19 protein-coding genes are annotated in these 15,861 nt (G+C 61.4%); 9 read left to right on the plus strand and 10 right to left on the minus strand.

Going from position 1 to position 15,861, the window contains the following annotated elements; all coding sequences use genetic code 11:
* The first annotated feature begins 2 nt into the window (after positions 1-2).
* The 3 genes from ACR3EL_RS14185 (at position 3) to ACR3EL_RS14195 (ending at position 2,842) form a co-directional block, all read left to right on the plus strand.
* Positions 3-1,601 carry a phosphoenolpyruvate carboxykinase gene (locus ACR3EL_RS14185; RefSeq protein ID WP_170370027.1) on the plus strand — a complete coding sequence of 533 codons (1,599 nt, stop codon included), beginning with the start codon at positions 3-5 and terminating at the stop codon, positions 1,599-1,601.
* A 348-nt stretch (positions 1,602-1,949) separates the two neighbouring features.
* Positions 1,950-2,267, plus strand: coding sequence for a hypothetical protein (locus ACR3EL_RS14190; protein WP_254920234.1), 318 nt, complete (start codon positions 1,950-1,952; stop codon positions 2,265-2,267).
* Between the two features lie 32 nt (positions 2,268-2,299).
* The gene (locus tag ACR3EL_RS14195; protein ID WP_254432994.1) at positions 2,300-2,842 is read left to right on the plus strand and encodes a hypothetical protein; all 543 of its coding nucleotides are present in this window, start codon (positions 2,300-2,302) and stop codon (positions 2,840-2,842) included.
* A gap of 4 nt (positions 2,843-2,846) precedes the next feature.
* Here ACR3EL_RS14195 and ACR3EL_RS14200 read toward each other — a convergent pair whose 3' ends face one another.
* Positions 2,847-3,611 (minus strand): sulfite exporter TauE/SafE family protein, encoded by a 765-nt coding sequence (locus ACR3EL_RS14200; protein ID WP_170342640.1) that lies wholly within the window; start codon positions 3,609-3,611, stop codon positions 2,847-2,849.
* Between the two features lie 144 nt (positions 3,612-3,755).
* Here ACR3EL_RS14200 and ACR3EL_RS14205 point away from each other — a divergent pair, with 144 nt between their 5' ends.
* The 3 genes from ACR3EL_RS14205 to ACR3EL_RS14215 all read left to right on the plus strand — a co-directional run bounded on the left by ACR3EL_RS14205 (position 3,756) and on the right by ACR3EL_RS14215 (position 6,639).
* Positions 3,756-5,447: an acyl-CoA dehydrogenase family protein gene (locus tag ACR3EL_RS14205; protein WP_170342641.1), complete on the plus strand. Its 1,692-nt coding sequence runs from the start codon at positions 3,756-3,758 to the stop codon at positions 5,445-5,447.
* A gap of 245 nt (positions 5,448-5,692) precedes the next feature.
* Positions 5,693-6,220 carry a hypothetical protein gene (locus tag ACR3EL_RS14210; protein ID WP_170342642.1) on the plus strand — a complete coding sequence of 176 codons (528 nt, stop codon included), beginning with the start codon at positions 5,693-5,695 and terminating at the stop codon, positions 6,218-6,220.
* A gap of 26 nt (positions 6,221-6,246) precedes the next feature.
* A complete protein-coding gene (locus ACR3EL_RS14215) occupies positions 6,247-6,639 on the plus strand; it encodes an META domain-containing protein (protein WP_170342644.1) in 393 nt (130 codons plus the stop codon).
* On the opposite strand, the gene recO is transcribed toward ACR3EL_RS14215, so the two are convergent.
* Positions 6,623-7,348, minus strand: a complete 726-nt coding sequence (recO, locus tag ACR3EL_RS14220; protein ID WP_170342645.1) for a DNA repair protein RecO — start codon at positions 7,346-7,348, stop codon at positions 6,623-6,625. The genes ACR3EL_RS14215 and recO overlap by 17 nt on opposite strands.
* Positions 7,349-7,507: 159 nt before the next feature.
* Here recO and trhA point away from each other — a divergent pair, with 159 nt between their 5' ends.
* Together trhA and ACR3EL_RS14230 are read left to right on the plus strand one after the other, a co-directional pair.
* Positions 7,508-8,170, plus strand: coding sequence for a PAQR family membrane homeostasis protein TrhA (gene trhA / locus ACR3EL_RS14225; protein WP_170342646.1), 663 nt, complete (start codon positions 7,508-7,510; stop codon positions 8,168-8,170).
* 105 nt (positions 8,171-8,275) lie between these two features.
* On the plus strand, positions 8,276-9,049 hold the full coding sequence (locus ACR3EL_RS14230; RefSeq protein WP_170342648.1) for an FkbM family methyltransferase: 774 nt from the start codon (positions 8,276-8,278) through the stop codon (positions 9,047-9,049).
* Positions 9,050-9,061: 12 nt separating this feature from the next.
* Here the strand turns inward: ACR3EL_RS14230 and ACR3EL_RS14235 are convergent, their stop codons facing one another.
* Positions 9,062-9,391 carry a DUF1491 family protein gene (locus ACR3EL_RS14235; protein ID WP_170342650.1) on the minus strand — a complete coding sequence of 110 codons (330 nt, stop codon included), beginning with the start codon at positions 9,389-9,391 and terminating at the stop codon, positions 9,062-9,064.
* A complete protein-coding gene (era, locus tag ACR3EL_RS14240) occupies positions 9,388-10,296 on the minus strand; it encodes a GTPase Era (protein ID WP_170342652.1) in 909 nt (302 codons plus the stop codon). Before era ends, ACR3EL_RS14235 begins: the two co-directional genes overlap by 4 nt.
* 203 nt (positions 10,297-10,499) lie before the next feature.
* Here era and ACR3EL_RS14245 point away from each other — a divergent pair, with 203 nt between their 5' ends.
* Complete coding sequence (locus ACR3EL_RS14245; protein WP_480722462.1) at positions 10,500-11,843, plus strand: multicopper oxidase family protein; 1,344 nt, start codon at positions 10,500-10,502, stop codon at positions 11,841-11,843.
* A gap of 102 nt (positions 11,844-11,945) precedes the next feature.
* Here the strand turns inward: ACR3EL_RS14245 and rnc are convergent, their stop codons facing one another.
* The 6 genes from rnc to ACR3EL_RS14275 are packed head-to-tail and all read right to left on the minus strand — an operon-like array spanning position 11,946 to position 15,856.
* Positions 11,946-12,626 carry a ribonuclease III gene (gene rnc / locus ACR3EL_RS14250; RefSeq protein ID WP_170342656.1) on the minus strand — a complete coding sequence of 227 codons (681 nt, stop codon included), beginning with the start codon at positions 12,624-12,626 and terminating at the stop codon, positions 11,946-11,948.
* Positions 12,623-13,459 carry a signal peptidase I gene (lepB, locus tag ACR3EL_RS14255; RefSeq protein ID WP_170342658.1) on the minus strand — a complete coding sequence of 279 codons (837 nt, stop codon included), beginning with the start codon at positions 13,457-13,459 and terminating at the stop codon, positions 12,623-12,625. Before lepB ends, rnc begins: the two co-directional genes overlap by 4 nt.
* 32 nt (positions 13,460-13,491) lie before the next feature.
* Entirely contained in the window at positions 13,492-13,938 is a 447-nt protein-coding gene (gene acpS, locus ACR3EL_RS14260) for a holo-ACP synthase (RefSeq protein ID WP_093965271.1), read from the minus strand.
* Entirely contained in the window at positions 13,935-14,381 is a 447-nt protein-coding gene (locus tag ACR3EL_RS14265) for an ABZJ_00895 family protein (RefSeq protein ID WP_170342659.1), read from the minus strand. The genes acpS and ACR3EL_RS14265 overlap by 4 nt, the downstream gene beginning before the upstream one ends.
* A 37-nt stretch (positions 14,382-14,418) precedes the next feature.
* Positions 14,419-15,165: a pyridoxine 5'-phosphate synthase gene (locus ACR3EL_RS14270; protein ID WP_170342672.1), complete on the minus strand. Its 747-nt coding sequence runs from the start codon at positions 15,163-15,165 to the stop codon at positions 14,419-14,421.
* Entirely contained in the window at positions 15,158-15,856 is a 699-nt protein-coding gene (locus tag ACR3EL_RS14275) for a DUF2062 domain-containing protein (RefSeq protein WP_170342673.1), read from the minus strand. Before ACR3EL_RS14275 ends, ACR3EL_RS14270 begins: the two co-directional genes overlap by 8 nt.
* Positions 15,857-15,861 lie beyond the last annotated feature (5 nt).

A 15,861-nucleotide genomic window follows, 5' to 3' on the forward strand; every position in this document is an offset into this window, starting at 1 on the left:
GAATGACATTTGGACGGGTAAACCCGCAGTTCCGCCTCGAAGATCAAGGCATCGAGGGGCTGGGCAATGTCTATTACAACTTGATGGAGCCGGCGCTGATTCAGAAGGCGCTCAAGCGGAATGAAGGCACGCTGGGCAATGGCGGAGCGTTTCTGGTGTCCACCGGCAAGTTCACGGGCCGGTCACCCAAGGACAAGCACGTCGTCCGGACCGAAAGCGTGGCGGACAGCATCTGGTGGGAAAACAACGCGGAAATGAGCCCCGATGGCTTTGACGCGCTGTACGCCGACATGCTGGCCCATATGAAAGGCAAGGACTACTTCGTTCAGGATCTGGTTGGCGGCGCTGATCCTGCCTATGCGATCAATGTGCGCATGGTTACGGAACTGGCCTGGCACAACCTGTTCATCCGGCACCTGCTGCGTCGCCCGGACCGCGAGGACCTGGACGAATTCATCGCAGATTACACCATCATCAACTGCCCCAGCTTCCAGGCGGACCCGAAAAAGCACGATTGCCGCAGCGAAACGGTGATCGCGCTGAACTTTGACCGCAAACTGATTCTCATCGGCGGCACCGAATACGCGGGCGAGAACAAGAAGTCCGTGTTTACGCTTCTGAACTACCTGCTGCCCGAAAAAGGCGTGATGCCGATGCACTGTTCGGCCAACCATGCTGTGGGCAACCCCGTCGACACCGCCGTTTTCTTCGGCCTGTCCGGCACCGGCAAGACCACGCTTTCGGCTGATCCGGCACGTGTTCTGATCGGCGACGACGAGCACGGCTGGTCGGATCGCGGGACCTTCAACTTCGAAGGCGGATGCTATGCCAAGACAATCAATCTGAGCGCCGAAGCGGAACCCGAGATCTACGCGACCACGTCGAAGTTCGGCACGGTGATCGAGAACATGGTCTTCGATCCCGAAACCCTGAAACTGGATTTCAACGATGACAGCCTGACCGCGAACATGCGGTGCGCCTACCCGCTGGAATACATTTCGAACGCCTCCAAGACGGCTCTGGGCGGGCACCCGAAAAACATCATCATGCTGACCTGTGATGCCTTTGGCGTCCTGCCGCCGATCGCACGGCTGACCCCGGCGCAGGCGATGTACCATTTCCTGTCGGGCTTCACCTCGAAGGTTGCCGGAACCGAACGCGGCGTGACCGAGCCGCAGCCCACCTTCTCGACCTGCTTCGGCGCCCCGTTCATGCCGCGCCGCCCCGAGGAATACGGCAAGCTGCTGCGCGACAAGATCGCCCAGCACGGCGCAACCTGCTGGCTGGTCAATACCGGCTGGACCGGCGGCGCATACGGCGTTGGCAGCCGGATGCCGATCAAAGCCACGCGTGCCCTGCTGACGGCCGCATTGGACGGGTCGCTGGCCGATGCCGAGTATCGCAAGGACGCCAATTTCGGCTTCGACGTTCCGGTGACGGTCCCTGGTGTGCCCGAAGTTCTGCTGGATCCGCGCCGCACATGGGACGATCAGGCCGCATTCGACCGGCAAGCCGAAAAGCTGGTGCAGATGTTCGCCGAGAACTTTGAACAGTATTTGCCGTTCATCGACGAAGACATCAAAGCCGTCGCAATCGGCTGAACCGACATGCAGGGGCGCGGTTGCGGGCCCCTGCGCGCACAATAACGGGTCCTTGCAGTTATTTGTTCTTCCTGCAGTTGCAATGTGACATTGGCATGAACAAATTCGTTGCCCGCCTAAAAATCATGCAGTAAGTCAAGGACCCATTACAAGGAAATAGCCCGGCGCAAATTGCACCGGGCCAAGACTGAAAAAACCTTTGGGCAGCTCGCGCGCGGACACTCACACTCGCAAGATGAGCAGCCTAATCAAGGCGGTAGTGTATTATCAAGGGGATGAGTGTCAACATGAGATATGCCGCGTGATAGGCGACTATCATGGGTCATTTGACCAAGCGGATATCAATTCGTGGCACTGGTAAAATCAGGAATGGAAATGACCGAGATCTCGAAACTGGCGGAACTGCGCAAGTTGATGCAGAGCATGGAACGCACGTTGGGGCTCGAAGAGCTTTCTCCGGTAGAGCGTGACATTTATTACGCGGCCGAAGAGCTGTCGAAAGACACGCGCGAAGTCCGGACCTATGGCCTGATCGAGCACACTTTGGTGCAAAGCGTTTCGCGCCCGACCTTCTTCCGCGCCCTCAAGTCGCTGGTTCAGAAGGGCTACTTGTCTCAAAGCGGAAACGCCAATCGGGGACGGTATGTCGTCAACGCCCCGCGTTGACCGCTGAGCAGACCTAAAAGAAGCATTGCATTATGCGATCGTGGGCCTCTGACACGTTTTTTGCTTCGTTGGCCTATATCGGCGCCTCGTTTCTGACCTTTTGGGTTCTGATGCCCATGCAGAACGTGTTCTTTCCAGAGTACCCAAGCCGCGCCAGCCTGTTATTTCTTCCGCACGGCGTGCGGGTCCTTGCGGCGTGGCTCTTGGGGTGGCGTGCGATACTTGCCATGCTGCCCGGTGTCTTTCTGGTTTTCGCGACACTCGGTGGCTCGGACGTTTTTCTGACCAGCCGCCTGCTGGCCATCTTGATTGCGGTCACGACGGCGCCGGCCGTATTCTATTTGTTGAAATGGCTAGGATGGGATCTGTTTCCCGCCGCTGATCGGGCGCCCTGCTGGGCCTGCATCATGGGGGTCGGAGTCATCACGTCAATCCTGGTGTCCGGCCTGACCAACCTGGCTTTTGGCAGCGCGACGGCCGAGTATTTTGCCTTTTTGATCGGCGATCTTTCGGGACTGCTGTTCCTGATGTTCGGACTGTTTTTTGCCTTCCGCTATTTTGAACGTAAGGGTTGAGCGTTCAACCGAACACCCCCCTGCGCAGCAAGTTCGCACCTGCGATCATCAGAACCAACAAAGTCGCCTTGCGGAACGTGGCCTGATCAATCCGATCATGCATCTGCAATCCCAGCCACATGCCGGCCAAAGCCGGAAGGGTCAGCGCAGCCGAGAACGGCACGGTTTCAGCCCGCAACACGCCTGATCCAATATGCGCCACGACCAGAGCCAAGGCTCCCAAGCCATAGATTACGCCCTGAATGCGCAATTGTTCGGATTTGGGGGTATTCAGCGCAGTCAGATAGGCAACGGTCGGAGGTCCCCAAACGCCTGATATGCCGCCAATGAACCCGGTAACCGCACCGACTGCGGCCTCGATCTTCGGCGATTGTTCAGACAGGCTCAGTTTCACGCCCAGCAGTTGGATCGTGGCAAAGAACGTGACGGGAATTCCGATCATCAGAAGGAAAGCCTGCGATGGAACCAGGCTGATCAGCTGAGCGCTCGCCAACAAAAAAACCAGCCCGACGGAAAGAAAGACCCGGAACTGCCGGATCGAAGACATCGCTGCCGCGCGTCCTTCTCTCAAGGCCTGGATCCCGTTCGTCACAACCGTTGGCAGGATCAGCCCGGCCAGCGCAAGCTGAGGCGGCAGCATCATGCTGAGCCCCGAAATCAGGACCATCGGCATGGCGAAACCGACCATGCCTTTCACCGCTCCGGCCAGAAAGGCGACCGCGAACGCAAGGTAGAGTTCGGGCAGGGACATCAAAGAAAACAGATCCATTGCCCCTACATACCACCGCAGATTTTCTCTGCACCGCAAAATTCGTTACGTAATTTTTGGACCTTTTCGACGCATTTTGTGAATTTTTGTTGCGCTGCAGTTGCAGCATGATATGACCAGATAACCCAGCAAAGGACGTGATTCATGGCCCATGACGGACAAGATATGACGAACATGACTTCTCAGCCGGTTCTGCCTGATCTTCTGACCCTGACGGGGGCCGCGCTGCCGGCGGTTCAGTCCGTCTTTGACCGGGCGCGCGATGCCGTGCGCGCGATGGTCTCGGCCGAGGGTCGCGTCTCGGGCGCTTTGGTCGAGGCGAACCAGACCGCCGCGCATGGGCTGGCCTGGTTGGCGACCTACAACCAGTCGCTGCAGCAGATGCAGAAATGGGCCGAGGCGCTGGACGCCCAGGGCAAGTTCGGCGAGATGGAGCAGTTGCTGCACCAGATCGCCTTTGGCGAATATCTGCACCAGGTCGCCGGCGGCATCCCGATGAACCAGGGCGAGGTCGTGCGCCTGCAGGATCTGGGGCTGGGCTGGGATGCGCTGTCGGGCTTCCAATGCGCCGAGGTACAGACTCTGATGGCACAGGCCAACAGCCAGGCCGCGCGCAGCCGTCTGGTTCAGCTGATGCAAGACCAATCCGGGGCCACCATGTTCGGCGCCTCGGGCCTGGATGAAGAGCTTGAGATGATCCGCGAGCAGTTCCGCCGCTATGCGCTGGATCGTGTCGAGCCAAACGCCCATGAATGGCACCTCAAGGACGAGCTGATCCCGATGGAAATCATCGAGGAACTGGCCGAGATGGGCGTATTCGGCCTGACCATCCCCGAGGAATACGGCGGGTTCGGCCTGTCCAAGGCGTCGATGTGCGTGGTCTCCGAAGAACTGTCGCGCGGGTATATCGGCGTCGGCAGCCTTGGCACCCGGTCCGAGATCGCGGCCGAGTTGATCATCGCGGGCGGCACCGACGACCAAAAGGCCCAATGGCTGCCCAAGATCGCCAGCGCCGAGATCCTGCCGACGGCCGTGTTCACCGAACCCAACACCGGCTCGGACCTCGGCAGCTTGCGCACCCGCGCGGTCAAGGACGAAAACGGTGACTACAAGATCACCGGCAACAAGACCTGGATCACCCATGCCGCGCGCACCCATGTGATGACGCTGCTGGCGCGCACCGATCCCGAAACCACCGATCACCGGGGCTTGTCGATGTTCTTGGCTGAAAAAACGCCCGGCACCGACGACGACCCCTTCCCGACCCCCGGCATGACCGGCGGCGAGATCGAGGTGCTGGGCTATCGCGGCATGAAGGAATACGAGCTGGCCTTCGACGGCTTCCACGTCAAGGGCGAGAACCTGCTGGGCGGCGAGGAAGGCAAGGGCTTCAAGCAGCTCATGGAAACCTTCGAATCCGCGCGTATCCAGACCGCCGCCCGCGCCATCGGCGTGGCCCAAAGCGCGCTGGACATCGCCATGCAATACGCGCAGGAGCGCAAGCAGTTCGGCAAGGCCCTGATCAACTTCCCGCGCGTGTCCGGCAAGCTGGCCATGATGGCGGTCGAAATCATGATCGCCCGTCAGCTGACCTATTTCAGCGCCTGGGAAAAGGACAACGGCCACCGCTGCGATCTCGAGGCCGGGATGGCCAAGCTGCTGGGCGCGCGCGTCGCCTGGGCGGCGGCCGACAACGGGTTGCAGATTCACGGCGGCAACGGCTTTGCCCTCGAATACAAGATCAGCCGGGTGCTGTGCGACGCCCGCATCCTGAACATCTTTGAAGGTGCTGCCGAGATTCAGGCGCAAGTCATCGCGCGGCGTCTGCTGGCCTGAGCGCCCGGCCGTCGCGGTTTCCCCAACTTGACCCGGCCCAGCGCCGGGTCTTTTCTTTTGTACAAATCAAACAGGTTCTCGGGCCCCGATCTTCCGGATTGTACATCCCTGATCTGGACCGTACGCTCCGGCGGAGAACAAAATATGCCTTGGGTTCAGGCACCGGTTTCGGCTAAGTAGCCTGCGAACCGCATCATGCTGCGCCGCCGCAATGCAGATGCCCGAACAAGCCTTGCGGAGAAACCATGGCGCGCTTTCTGATCCTTGTTCTTGGCCTGTTGATCGCGGGATGCAGCACGCCGTCCGGCACGACCTCGGGCGATGTTGCCGGTCTGACCCGCGCCATTCAGAACCTCGGCCCCGATGTCGATCCGCAGGAAGCCGCCCGCGCGGCGCAGATCGCCCATGACTATGCGCTGCAGCTGAGGGCCGAGTACCGGGTCACCGATCCGGCGATCATCCACAACGCCAAGGTCATCAACGGTTTTCGCGAACGCGGGCTGTGCAATGATTGGGCCGAGGACATCCTGAAGCGGCTGCGGCAAGAGAACTTCCGCACGCTGGACCTGCACTGGATCACTTCGCCGCCGACCCCGTTCCGCATCATCCACCACTCCGCCGCGATCAGTGCCAAGGGTGACGGGCCCTATGACGCGATCGTGCTGGACGGCTGGCGCAACGGGGGTGATCTGTTCTGGGCGCCGGTGCGCGAGGACACGCGCTACAACTGGCGCCCTCGGATGGAGGTGCGCGCCGAACTGCTGGCGCAATGACGCCAAAGTCGCGATAGAAAGCCCTCATGCTGCGTCTGAGCCTGATCCTGCCCGCCCTTGCCCTGTTGCAATGTGACCGCGACGAAAGCGTTGCCGCCTATGGCGCGGCCGACCGCACCTGGGTGCTGCAGGAAGTAAACGGCCAGCCCTATGAGGCCAGCGCCCTGCTGCGCTTTCCCGAAGACGGCAAGATTGCAGGCAACGCGCCCTGCAACAGCTACTCGGGCACATTGAACGCGCCCTATCCGTGGTTCGAAATCACCGACCTGACCGCCACCCGCGCCGCCTGCGCCGGGCTTGAGGCCGAAGGATTCTATTTCGCCGCGCTGCTGGCGATGACGCAGTCCGAGGTGTCGGGCGACGTGCTGATCCTGCGCAACGAGGACGGGCACGAGATGGTGTTCAAAGCCGCCGAGTGAACTGATCGACAAAACGGGCACGAGCCTCGGGCAGCGGCGTGTGACCCAGCGATGGCGCCACGCGATACGCCAGGAAATAGCCGGTCGTGCGCAGCCCGGCGGCGATCTCGTCATCCGGGGCGGCCCCCTGCCCGCGCAGCACCGGCGGCAGAGGCAGCAGGCGGTCGGCCCAATCCCCGGCCCCTTCGGCACTGACCGCCCGGCCGGTCTTGGGCGAGACATAGGCCAGCCCCTCGGTCGTGCCGGTCACGGCGCAGCGGGTCAGGTCCAGCCCAAAACCCAGCTCTTCAAGCAGGGCCAGTTCCCAGCGCAGGTAAGCCAGCGGCCAGATCTCGTCCTGGCCCAGCAGATCCATCAGCTGTTCCGTCTGTCGATAGATGCCGGGGTGCGGTTCGCGTTCGGGCAAGCAGAAGGACAGCAGCGCCACGACCGCGTTCAGCCCCGACAGGGCCAGCCGCCCCGAAAACGCCGCCGCCGCGCGCGAGCGCAACGGCTCGACCTGGAAGGTGCCGATATGTTCCTGCAGCCGCGCCCGCCACAGCACGTCCAACTGCGCGCCAGGTTGCAGAATGGGAGCGATCTTGCGGCTGGCACCCCCGCGCACCACGCCCGCATGGCGGCCATGGGTTTCGGTGAACACCTCAATGATGGCCGCGGTTTCGCCGTGGCGGCGGGCGGTCAGAAGAATGCCATGGTCGCGCCAGTCCATGCGGGGCCCTTGGGTTGCCTTGAGGTCGCGTCGGACCGCGACGGTAGAGCGCGGCGCGGAAAGAAGCAAATTCAATCGGAAGACGCCGGCTGACGTGCCGGAATTGTGGACCTGGACCCAGGGCGGCATTACCCAGAACAGGCAGCCACGAGACCAGACATGACCGACGCGACCTTTCCCAGCATTTCTCCCGCCTTCCGCCGCGCGGACATGACGGTGCATGCAGTGGGCCTGGCGTTGATCTTGATTGCGGGCGGCTTGCTGGTAGCTAAGGCGGCAACCCATCTGCAAGCCGCGTTGGTGGCCGCCGTCGTGGTTTACGTCTTGTGTGCGCTAGCGTCGAACCTGGCGTCCTGGGCCTATCACTTTCTGCCGCTGCACGAGCGGCGCACACTGCTGCGGCGCATCGACCACGCGGCGATCTATCCCAGCATTACGGGCACCTTCACGCCATTCTTCGTACTGGCTGGAACGCCTTGGACCCTGGGCCTGCTGGTAGTGTGTTGGGCGCTGACGGCGGTGGCGGTTTGGAACAAGATCACCAACGAGACAGTGAAATCGCGCTGGTCGACGGCATCCTACCTAGGGTTGGGCGCGCTGGGGCTGTTGGCCCTGCCCGATCTGCGGGGCCTACCGGTGGCGACGTTGTGGTGCATTCTGGCCGGGTCGGGTTGCTATGTGATCGGAACCGCGTTCTACGCCCGCAAGACGCTGCCCTACCGCTATGCGATCTGGCACATCTGGGTGAACCTGGGCGGGATCGCCATGTTCGCGGGCGTCTGGCTGGCGCTGTCGCCTTTGTGGGTGCCCGGAGCATCCTGACAGACGCGGAACGGCCCGATCAGGAAATAGGAATAAGTGTTTTTCAATGCAGATCCGACTGATAGAAAGCACTCGGAACGGGGAACAAAAACGGGATCCAATGCCATGGACTGGCCGAATTACCTTCTGCGCGACATCTTCAATGACCCGGACACCCCCAACAAGATCAGGAAACGCATCCGCCGCGAATTGAAACCCACCGAGGTCGATTATCGCGGGTGCCGGATGCGTATTCATCCCGCCGACAACAACACGGAATTTCAGATCTGGCGCATGGGGCGCACCCAAGAAGAACGTGCTTTGCGGCATATTCTGAAAGACCTGCCCAAAGACCGCCCGATCGTTGCCTATGACGTTGGCGCCAATGCCGGGGCTCACACCCTTCGCCTGGCAGCCGTCGCGGCGCCTGGATCGGTGATCCACGCATTCGAACCCAACCCTGTCATGCGGGCGCGGTTGGAAGAAAACATCCGCCTGAACGCATTTGACTGTATCCGGGTCCATGATTGCGCGGTTTCGGACAATAGCGGCGAGATGGAGCTGTTCGTGCCAGCGCAGGGAAACCTGGGGTTGGCCAGACTGGGCGAACCGATGCGCGGCGCCAACGGTATATCGGTTCAGGTGCGGACGCTGACCGAGTTTCTGCCATCCGACCCGGATACGCCGATCGATCTGGTCAAGGTGGATGTCGAGGGCCAGGAAGACCGGGTGCTTGCCCCGCTGATCACCGAAGCCTCGGCCACCCAGAAACCCAAGGCGATTTTTTTCGAACTCCAGCACGAACGGTTCTGGTCGGTCGATATTGCGGGCAAACTGGAGCAAAACGGCTATGAATTGCGCGGAAAATTCGGACGTAATGCGCTGTATCGGCAGACCTGAAAGGTCCAGGTCTCAGTCCAGCCCTTCCTCGTTCAACAGATGCCGGCCTTGCCGGTCTTCGACCTCGATCACCCAGAGATCGGAGTCAAAGCTGCGCTGACGGGCGATGGCCTCGTCCACCTCGGCTTCGGGACCTGTGGCGAGCTCGATCCATTTGCGTGCGCCGCTGAGCAGGTCGAAGCTGCGCTGAAAGGCGGTGGCATTGCCGTCGAGCGTGTTGAGCTTGACCAGAACCGCGCCGGCAGTGTCGTCGCCATGGGATACGACAAAGGCGGGGATCTCGTGCAGGCGCAGCCGGGCTAGGTAGGCGTGGACCCAGAACTCGGCAGTCAGGCGGGTCATGCGTTGCCGTCTTTGAAGTCCAGCCCCATTTCCGAGTAGCGCTCGGCCTCTTCCAGCCAGTTGGGCCGGACCTTCACCTGCAGGAAAAGGTGGACCTTGCGATCAAGGAATTCCTCCAACTCGGCCCGAGCGGCCTGGCTGACGGCCTTGATTGTCTCGCCGCGCTTGCCCAGCACGATGCCCTTGTGGCCGTCGCGCATGACATAGATGACCTGGTCGATCTTGGCCGAACCATCCTTGCGCTCCTCCCAGTTCTCGGTCTCGACCGTCAGCTGATAGGGCAGTTCCTGATGCAGGCGCAGGGTCAGCTTTTCGCGCGTGATCTCGGCCGCGATCATGCGCAGCGGCAGATCGGCGATCTGGTCTTCGGGATAAAGCCAGGGGCCTTCGGGTAGATGCTGTGCCAGCCAGGCACGCAAGTCTTCGACGCCGTGGCCCTTTTCGGCCGAGATCATGAAGGTTTCGGCAAAGGGGAAGCGGTCATTCAGGTCGCGGGTCAGAGACAGCAGCGCGGGGGCCTCGACACGGTCGATCTTGTTGATCGCCAGCGCCACCTTGCGGCCCTGCGCGATCTCGGACAGGCCATCCAGGATGCGCTCGACGCCTTCGGTGATACCGCGATGCGCCTCGACCATCAGTACGATGATGTCGGCATCGGCCGCCCCGCCCCAGGCCGCCGCGACCATCGCGCGGTCAAGCCGGCGGCGGGGTTTGAACAGACCCGGCGTATCGACGAAGACCAGTTGCGCATCACCCTCCATCGCGACGCCGCGGATCCGGGCACGCGTTGTCTGCACCTTGTGCGTCACGATCGAGACCTTGGCCCCGACCATGCGGTTCAGAAGGGTGGATTTGCCTGCGTTGGGCTCTCCGATCAGGGCGATGAATCCGGCGCGTGTCGTCATTGTGTGGTGATCCTGTTTTCAAGTGCGCATCCCTATCGCAGAAAGGCACAGCGGGCCAGAGGCATTTGTCGCATTGCCGGGCCGGTACGGGAATGGCAGGACAGGCGCACAGGCCAAGCCGATCCCAGCCAGGCCGCAGACCCGCATCTTGAGGATCAGGCATGAGACGACGGGAGTCTCTTTTTTTTTCGGGCGGCGCCGCAATGGGGGCCGCAGGCTTGGGTGGACTTGCATTCGCGTCCAATAGCTCCGATCAGGAACTGGTGGTTCAAAGCGCCAGCTACATGTTTCGGGACCAGCCTACGCAAGGAATGGTCAGCCTGAGCCCCGACGCTCCTCCGCCCGTCCTTTTTGGACGTCAGGGTGAAGCGATGAGACTGACGGTCAAAAACACTCTGTCCGACTATACCTCGATGCACTGGCACGGGATGCGCATCCGCAATGATATGGATGGTGTGCCTTATCTGACCCAGATGCCCCTGGGACAGAACGAAAGCTTCACCTACGAGTTCACGCCCCCAGACGCCGGAACCTACTGGTATCACCCGCACTGCATGACGATGGAGCAGATGGCGCACGGCCTGACCGGAGTGATGGTTATCGCCGAGCCTGAAGACGTCGGGTTCGACAGCGAGCAAGTGATCAACCTGCGGGACTTTCGCCTGGACGAGACGGGGGCATTTCTGCCAGCCTACACCCAGCGGGGCGCGGCCAGAGCCGGAACTTTCGGCAATGTGCAGACCGCGAACTGGCACCAGCATCCAGTCTATGACCACGCCGCCGGCAGCCTCGTGCGGCTGCGACTGCTCAATTCGGATACGACCCGGATCTACAAGTTGCACCTGACGGACGGAAACGCGCAGGTCATCGCGTGGGACGGTCACCCGGTCACCGCCGAACTACCGATGCCGAGTGCCGACGATCCCCTGCTGTTGGGCCCCGGTCAGCGTGTGGATTTTGCCGTTGCGATGCCAGACGGCGAAGGGGCACAGGTCGATCTTGTGGCCAAACTGCCCGGTCAGCCCTTGAGGACGATGGCCAGCCTGCGATCGGTCGGGCAATCCGCGAGTCGAGACCTGAGAGAACTGAAGCCTTTGCCGAAGAACCCGGTCGCCCTGCCCGATCTCGGCAAAGCTCAGGTGCACGAATTCGTCTTCGGATGGACGCCAGAAGGTGAACTGCCGGACAATGGGTTCTGCGGGTCTCTTGGATACAATTTCTGGTCCATCAACCGGGTTCCCTGGTCCGGAGATGCTTCCTCGGATGTCGCGCCATTGGCGACGCTGGAACTGGGCAAAAGCTATGTCTTGAGGCTGCGCAATGAATCTCCGAACCTGCATCCGATCCATCTGCACGGGCTGGTCTTTGTGCCGTTGCGATCAAACCTGCGAGAGTTGCCGCCGCTGGTGACCGACACCATGCTGTTGTTGAAGGACGAGGTCGTTGAAATCGGGCTGGTCGCAGACAATCCGGGCGACTGGGCCTTTCACTGCCATGTGATCGAACATCAGAAGACCGGGCTGACCGGGTTCCTGCGGGTCGTTTGAGTCGCAAGGTCTAGCGGTTGCTGACGCGGTTCGTGATAGGTGGCCAGCCATTGCGGACATTCCCGGACAGATGAAGAGCAGGCAACGCCGCGATCGAAGAGATCAGCTTGTCAGACGATCCAGCAGAGCTTGCGCGGCCGCCTGTTCCGCCTGACGTTTGGAGCCGGCGGTTGCTTGGGCCTCGGATCCGTCCTGCAGCCGGGCCGCGATAGTGAAAACGGGGGCGTGATCCGGACCGCTTCGTGAAATCTCGACATAGGCGGGCGGTTTCTGCCCGCGCGCCTGCGCCCATTCCTGAAGCGATGTCTTGGCATCGCGCGCATCCGCTTCGACCGTGTGGATCCGGTCACCCCACAGCGACAGGATCACTTTCTGCGCGGCCTCAAAACCGGCATCGCGATAGACCGCGGCGATAACTGCCTCCATCGCGTCGCCCAACAGCGCCTGCTTGCGGCGCCCGCCCGACAGCATCTCTGACCTACCCAGCTTCAGAACCGCGCCGATATCGATCTGGCGGGCAACGTCGGCACAGGTTTCCTTGCGCACCAATGCGTTGAAACGGGGGGCCAGTTGGCCTTCAGTGGCCTTCTGGTCCGCTTCGAGCAATGCGGTGGCCATCACAAGACCCAGCACACGGTCACCCAGAAACTCGAGCCGCTGGTTGTCTGGACGTGTCGAAGACGAGACCGAACCATGTGTCAGTGCCCGAACCAGTAGTTCAGGGTTGGAGAACCTGTGTCCAAGACGTTTTTCGAACGCCTTCATGTCGGCCGAAAGCTTCAATTGACCGCCTTGAAGAACCGGTCACCGCGCCAGGTCCAGAAGAACAGCATCGAACGCCCGGCGGACGAGAACATGATGCGGTCGGCTCGACCGATCAGGTTTTCATAAGGAACGTAGCCGACGCCGCCTGCGACCTGTGGCACGCGGCTGTCACTGGAATTGTCACGGTTGTCGCCCATGAAGAAGTAGTGCCCTTCCGGCACGGTGTAGACACCCGTGTTGTCGGTACTCTGATTGCCGATATTCAGGATTTCATGCGACACGCCGCCCGGCAGCGTTTCGATCATCCGGGTCTTTTCACAGGTACCGCCGACGCCGACCGGGCCATTTTCACAGCGCGGCCGAAGGCGCTGAGGCCCTTGAGGCTCGGCGATTTCGGTAAAAGTGCCATCCGGGGTCTGCTTGGCTTCGGTGCCGTTGATGTAGACCACGCCATCCTTGATCTGAATTTTGTCTCCGGGCAGGCCGATCAGGCGCTTGATGTAGTCGCGCCCCGAAACCGGATGGCGGAACACGATGACGTCGCCACGCTCAGGCTCGCCGCCCAGCAGTCGGGTATTGTCGCCCCCCATCCAGCCGCAGATGTCCTCGGCATCGACATCGAGCCCGACGCTGGGGATGATCAGGCTGGGGCAGGACGCGTAGGAATAGCCGTAGGCCATCTTGTTGACGAACAGGAAATCACCGATCAGCAGCGTGGGTTTCATCGACCCCGACGGAATCCAGAACGGCTGAAAGAACAGAGTGCGGAAAACGCCCGCGATCAGCAGGGCATAGACGATTGTCTTGATCGTCTCCCAGATGGCGTTTCCGGATTTGGCTTGCTCGGCCATACTGCTCTCCAGTCCTTGCTCGGCTCGGGGGCTTACATGCGGCGCGGTCGCGGGGGTGTCAAGGCCGCTGCGTCGGGATCACCAAGCGGGCGCGCTTCGATCACCACGAAGGCCTGCGCCCATGGATGATCGTCGGTCAAGGTGACGTGGATGATCGCCTCGTGTCCTTCGGGCGTCATTTCCTTCAACCGTTCCGCGGCCCAGCCGGTCACATGCATGACGGGCTGACCGGTGCGCAGATTGGTGACAGCCATGTCCTTCCAAGCGATGCCCATGCGCAGCCCCGTGCCCAGCGCCTTGGAGCACGCCTCTTTCGCGGCCCAGCGCTTGGCGTAGGTTCCGGCCGTATCCCGCCGGCGCTCGGCCTTGCGCTGCTCGGTCTCGGTGAAGACACGGTTGCGGAACCGGTCACCGAACCGATCAAGCGTGCCCTGAATGCGCTCGATATTCGCAAGATCCGTACCGATGCCGAGTATCATGAGTTCGACTCTTTCTTTGCCCGTTCAAGAGCCTTGAACGCCGACCGGGCGCCCACCCACAGGAATAGCCGCGAAATGAGAAACGCCACGACAAAGGTGATCGTGAAACCGATCACCAAAAAGTTCACCGGGATACCGGCCAATCCCTCGGACATGCCCGGAACGACAAGAAAGAACAGCCCAGCCATGACAAGGTTGGTCAACATGCCGACGATGCCCATCCATAGTGCGGCGCTCCACATGTCGCCGCTGCCCGGCATGGTCTTGTGCGTCTGAACCTGTCGGTGTCCTTCGAATGTCGCAGCGGCCAAAAAGGGGATGAACGGCAGGAAACTGCTGGACAAGTCGATTCCGAACACCGCCGAAACGCCAAACAAAACAGCCGGGACCGCAATCGATGTGATTACGAAGACGACAAGAAACCTGGGAATGTTCAAGCGCATCGGGAGATCCAGAAGAAGGAGGCTTCAAGGCAGCGGATCATTGGCGCGCCTCATCCATCAGGCGGCGCATTTCCTGAATCGCTGGGGTGAGACCCCGGAAGATGGACTCGCCGATCAGGAAATGACCAATGTTCAACTCGCGCACTTCGGGGAAGGCGGCAACGGGCTGGACCGTGTCATAGGACAGGCCATGGCCGGCATGCACTTCGAGGCCCAGCGAATGGGCAAAGGCCGACATCTTGCGCAGCGCCTCCAGTTCGCGTTGCGCGTCGTCCACCCGACCCTCGGCATGGGCGTCGCAATAGGCACCAGTGTGCAGCTCGATCACTTCGGCGCCGATGCGGTGGGCGGCCTCGATCTGCTTGGGGTCTGCGGCGATGAAGATCGACACCCGGCAACCGACGTCACGAAGGGGCGCGATGAAATGCGCCAGACGGTTTTCCTCGCGCGCGACTTCCAGGCCACCTTCGGTGGTACGTTCCTCGCGCTTTTCGGGGACGATGCAGACCGCGTGCGGCTTGTGGCACAGAGCGATCTTCTGCATCTCATCCGTAGCCGCCATTTCAAAGTTCAGCGGAACCGACAGAACCTCCATCAGCCCGTCGATATCGGCATCCGAGATATGCCGCCTGTCTTCGCGCAGGTGCGCGGTGATGCCGTCGGCCCCGGCCTCTTCGGCAAGCTTTGCGGCGCGAAGCGGGTCGGGATAGGCGCCGCCACGGGCGTTGCGCACGGTGGCGACATGGTCGATATTCACGCCCAGGCGCAGAGGGGTGTCAGACATCCTTCGAATCCTTTTTTCTCGCGTCGCCCGAGCCTATCGGGTTTGGTCGGGGAACGGCAGAGCTTGCTTCGGCCAAGCGTTTGATTTCTTCGAACTTCGCCTTGATCTTTGCGCGGCGCCGCATCTGATAGGTTCGGATCACCGGCAGGCTGATATAGGTGCAGATCACGCCGGCCACGATGCCGGGAATGATGCCGCCAATCATGTAGGGAAAGAACACGTGGTCATAAAATTGGGACAGCCCGTGCCAATCAGCGACCCGATCGGAAAACATCGCCAGGAAGTTATCCTTGAGGTCCCCCATCGCGCTGGCAAATTTGCCCATCAGTCCCTTGGTGTCACCCTCTTCGTATTCGGTGCCCAGCAGGAAATGCCCAGTTTGCAGGCAGACCACGCCGATCGGAACGTAGGTCAGCGGGTTGCCGAAGAACGTGCCGCTCAACGCGGCAAGGATGTTGCCGTTCAGCAGCCGGGCCAAGACCGCGGCAACCAGAAAATGAAGGCCGTAGAAAGGAGTGAAGGACGCGAACACCCCGGCCCCGACCCCACGGGCAATGCGCTCGGGCGAATCCGGGAGACGACGGACACGGTGTTTGACATAGTGGAAGGCGCGGGTCCAACCGCCGCGAGGATACACCAACTCGGACAGGACCTGGAGTACCGAGCGGCGATCACGGCGCTTGAAAACCACTCCTG

The organism is Ruegeria sp. BJ3 (assembly GCF_056535665.1).

Excerpts from the sequence above, each read along its gene's own strand:
- lepB (WP_170342658.1), bottom strand. The coding sequence starts at position 13,459 with ATGGCCGAGCAAGCCAAATCCGGAAACGCCATCTGGGAGACGATCAAG.
- era (WP_170342652.1), bottom strand. The coding sequence starts at position 10,296 with ATGACGACACGCGCCGGATTCATCGCCCTGATCGGAGAGCCCAACGCA.
- ACR3EL_RS14215 (WP_170342644.1), top strand. The coding sequence starts at position 6,247 with ATGCTGCGTCTGAGCCTGATCCTGCCCGCCCTTGCCCTGTTGCAATGT.
- ACR3EL_RS14230 (WP_170342648.1), top strand. The coding sequence starts at position 8,276 with ATGGACTGGCCGAATTACCTTCTGCGCGACATCTTCAATGACCCGGAC.
- ACR3EL_RS14195 (WP_254432994.1), top strand. The coding sequence starts at position 2,300 with ATGCGATCGTGGGCCTCTGACACGTTTTTTGCTTCGTTGGCCTATATC.
- ACR3EL_RS14270 (WP_170342672.1), bottom strand. The coding sequence starts at position 15,165 with ATGTCTGACACCCCTCTGCGCCTGGGCGTGAATATCGACCATGTCGCC.
- ACR3EL_RS14235 (WP_170342650.1), bottom strand. The coding sequence starts at position 9,391 with ATGACCCGCCTGACTGCCGAGTTCTGGGTCCACGCCTACCTAGCCCGG.
- ACR3EL_RS14205 (WP_170342641.1), top strand. The coding sequence starts at position 3,756 with ATGGCCCATGACGGACAAGATATGACGAACATGACTTCTCAGCCGGTT.
- acpS (WP_093965271.1), bottom strand. The coding sequence starts at position 13,938 with ATGATACTCGGCATCGGTACGGATCTTGCGAATATCGAGCGCATTCAG.
- recO (WP_170342645.1), bottom strand. The coding sequence starts at position 7,348 with ATGGACTGGCGCGACCATGGCATTCTTCTGACCGCCCGCCGCCACGGC.
- trhA (WP_170342646.1), top strand. The coding sequence starts at position 7,508 with ATGACCGACGCGACCTTTCCCAGCATTTCTCCCGCCTTCCGCCGCGCG.
- ACR3EL_RS14210 (WP_170342642.1), top strand. The coding sequence starts at position 5,693 with ATGGCGCGCTTTCTGATCCTTGTTCTTGGCCTGTTGATCGCGGGATGC.
- ACR3EL_RS14200 (WP_170342640.1), bottom strand. The coding sequence starts at position 3,611 with ATGGATCTGTTTTCTTTGATGTCCCTGCCCGAACTCTACCTTGCGTTC.
- ACR3EL_RS14245 (WP_480722462.1), top strand. The coding sequence starts at position 10,500 with ATGGGGGCCGCAGGCTTGGGTGGACTTGCATTCGCGTCCAATAGCTCC.
- ACR3EL_RS14185 (WP_170370027.1), top strand. The coding sequence starts at position 3 with ATGACATTTGGACGGGTAAACCCGCAGTTCCGCCTCGAAGATCAAGGC.
- ACR3EL_RS14265 (WP_170342659.1), bottom strand. The coding sequence starts at position 14,381 with ATGCGCTTGAACATTCCCAGGTTTCTTGTCGTCTTCGTAATCACATCG.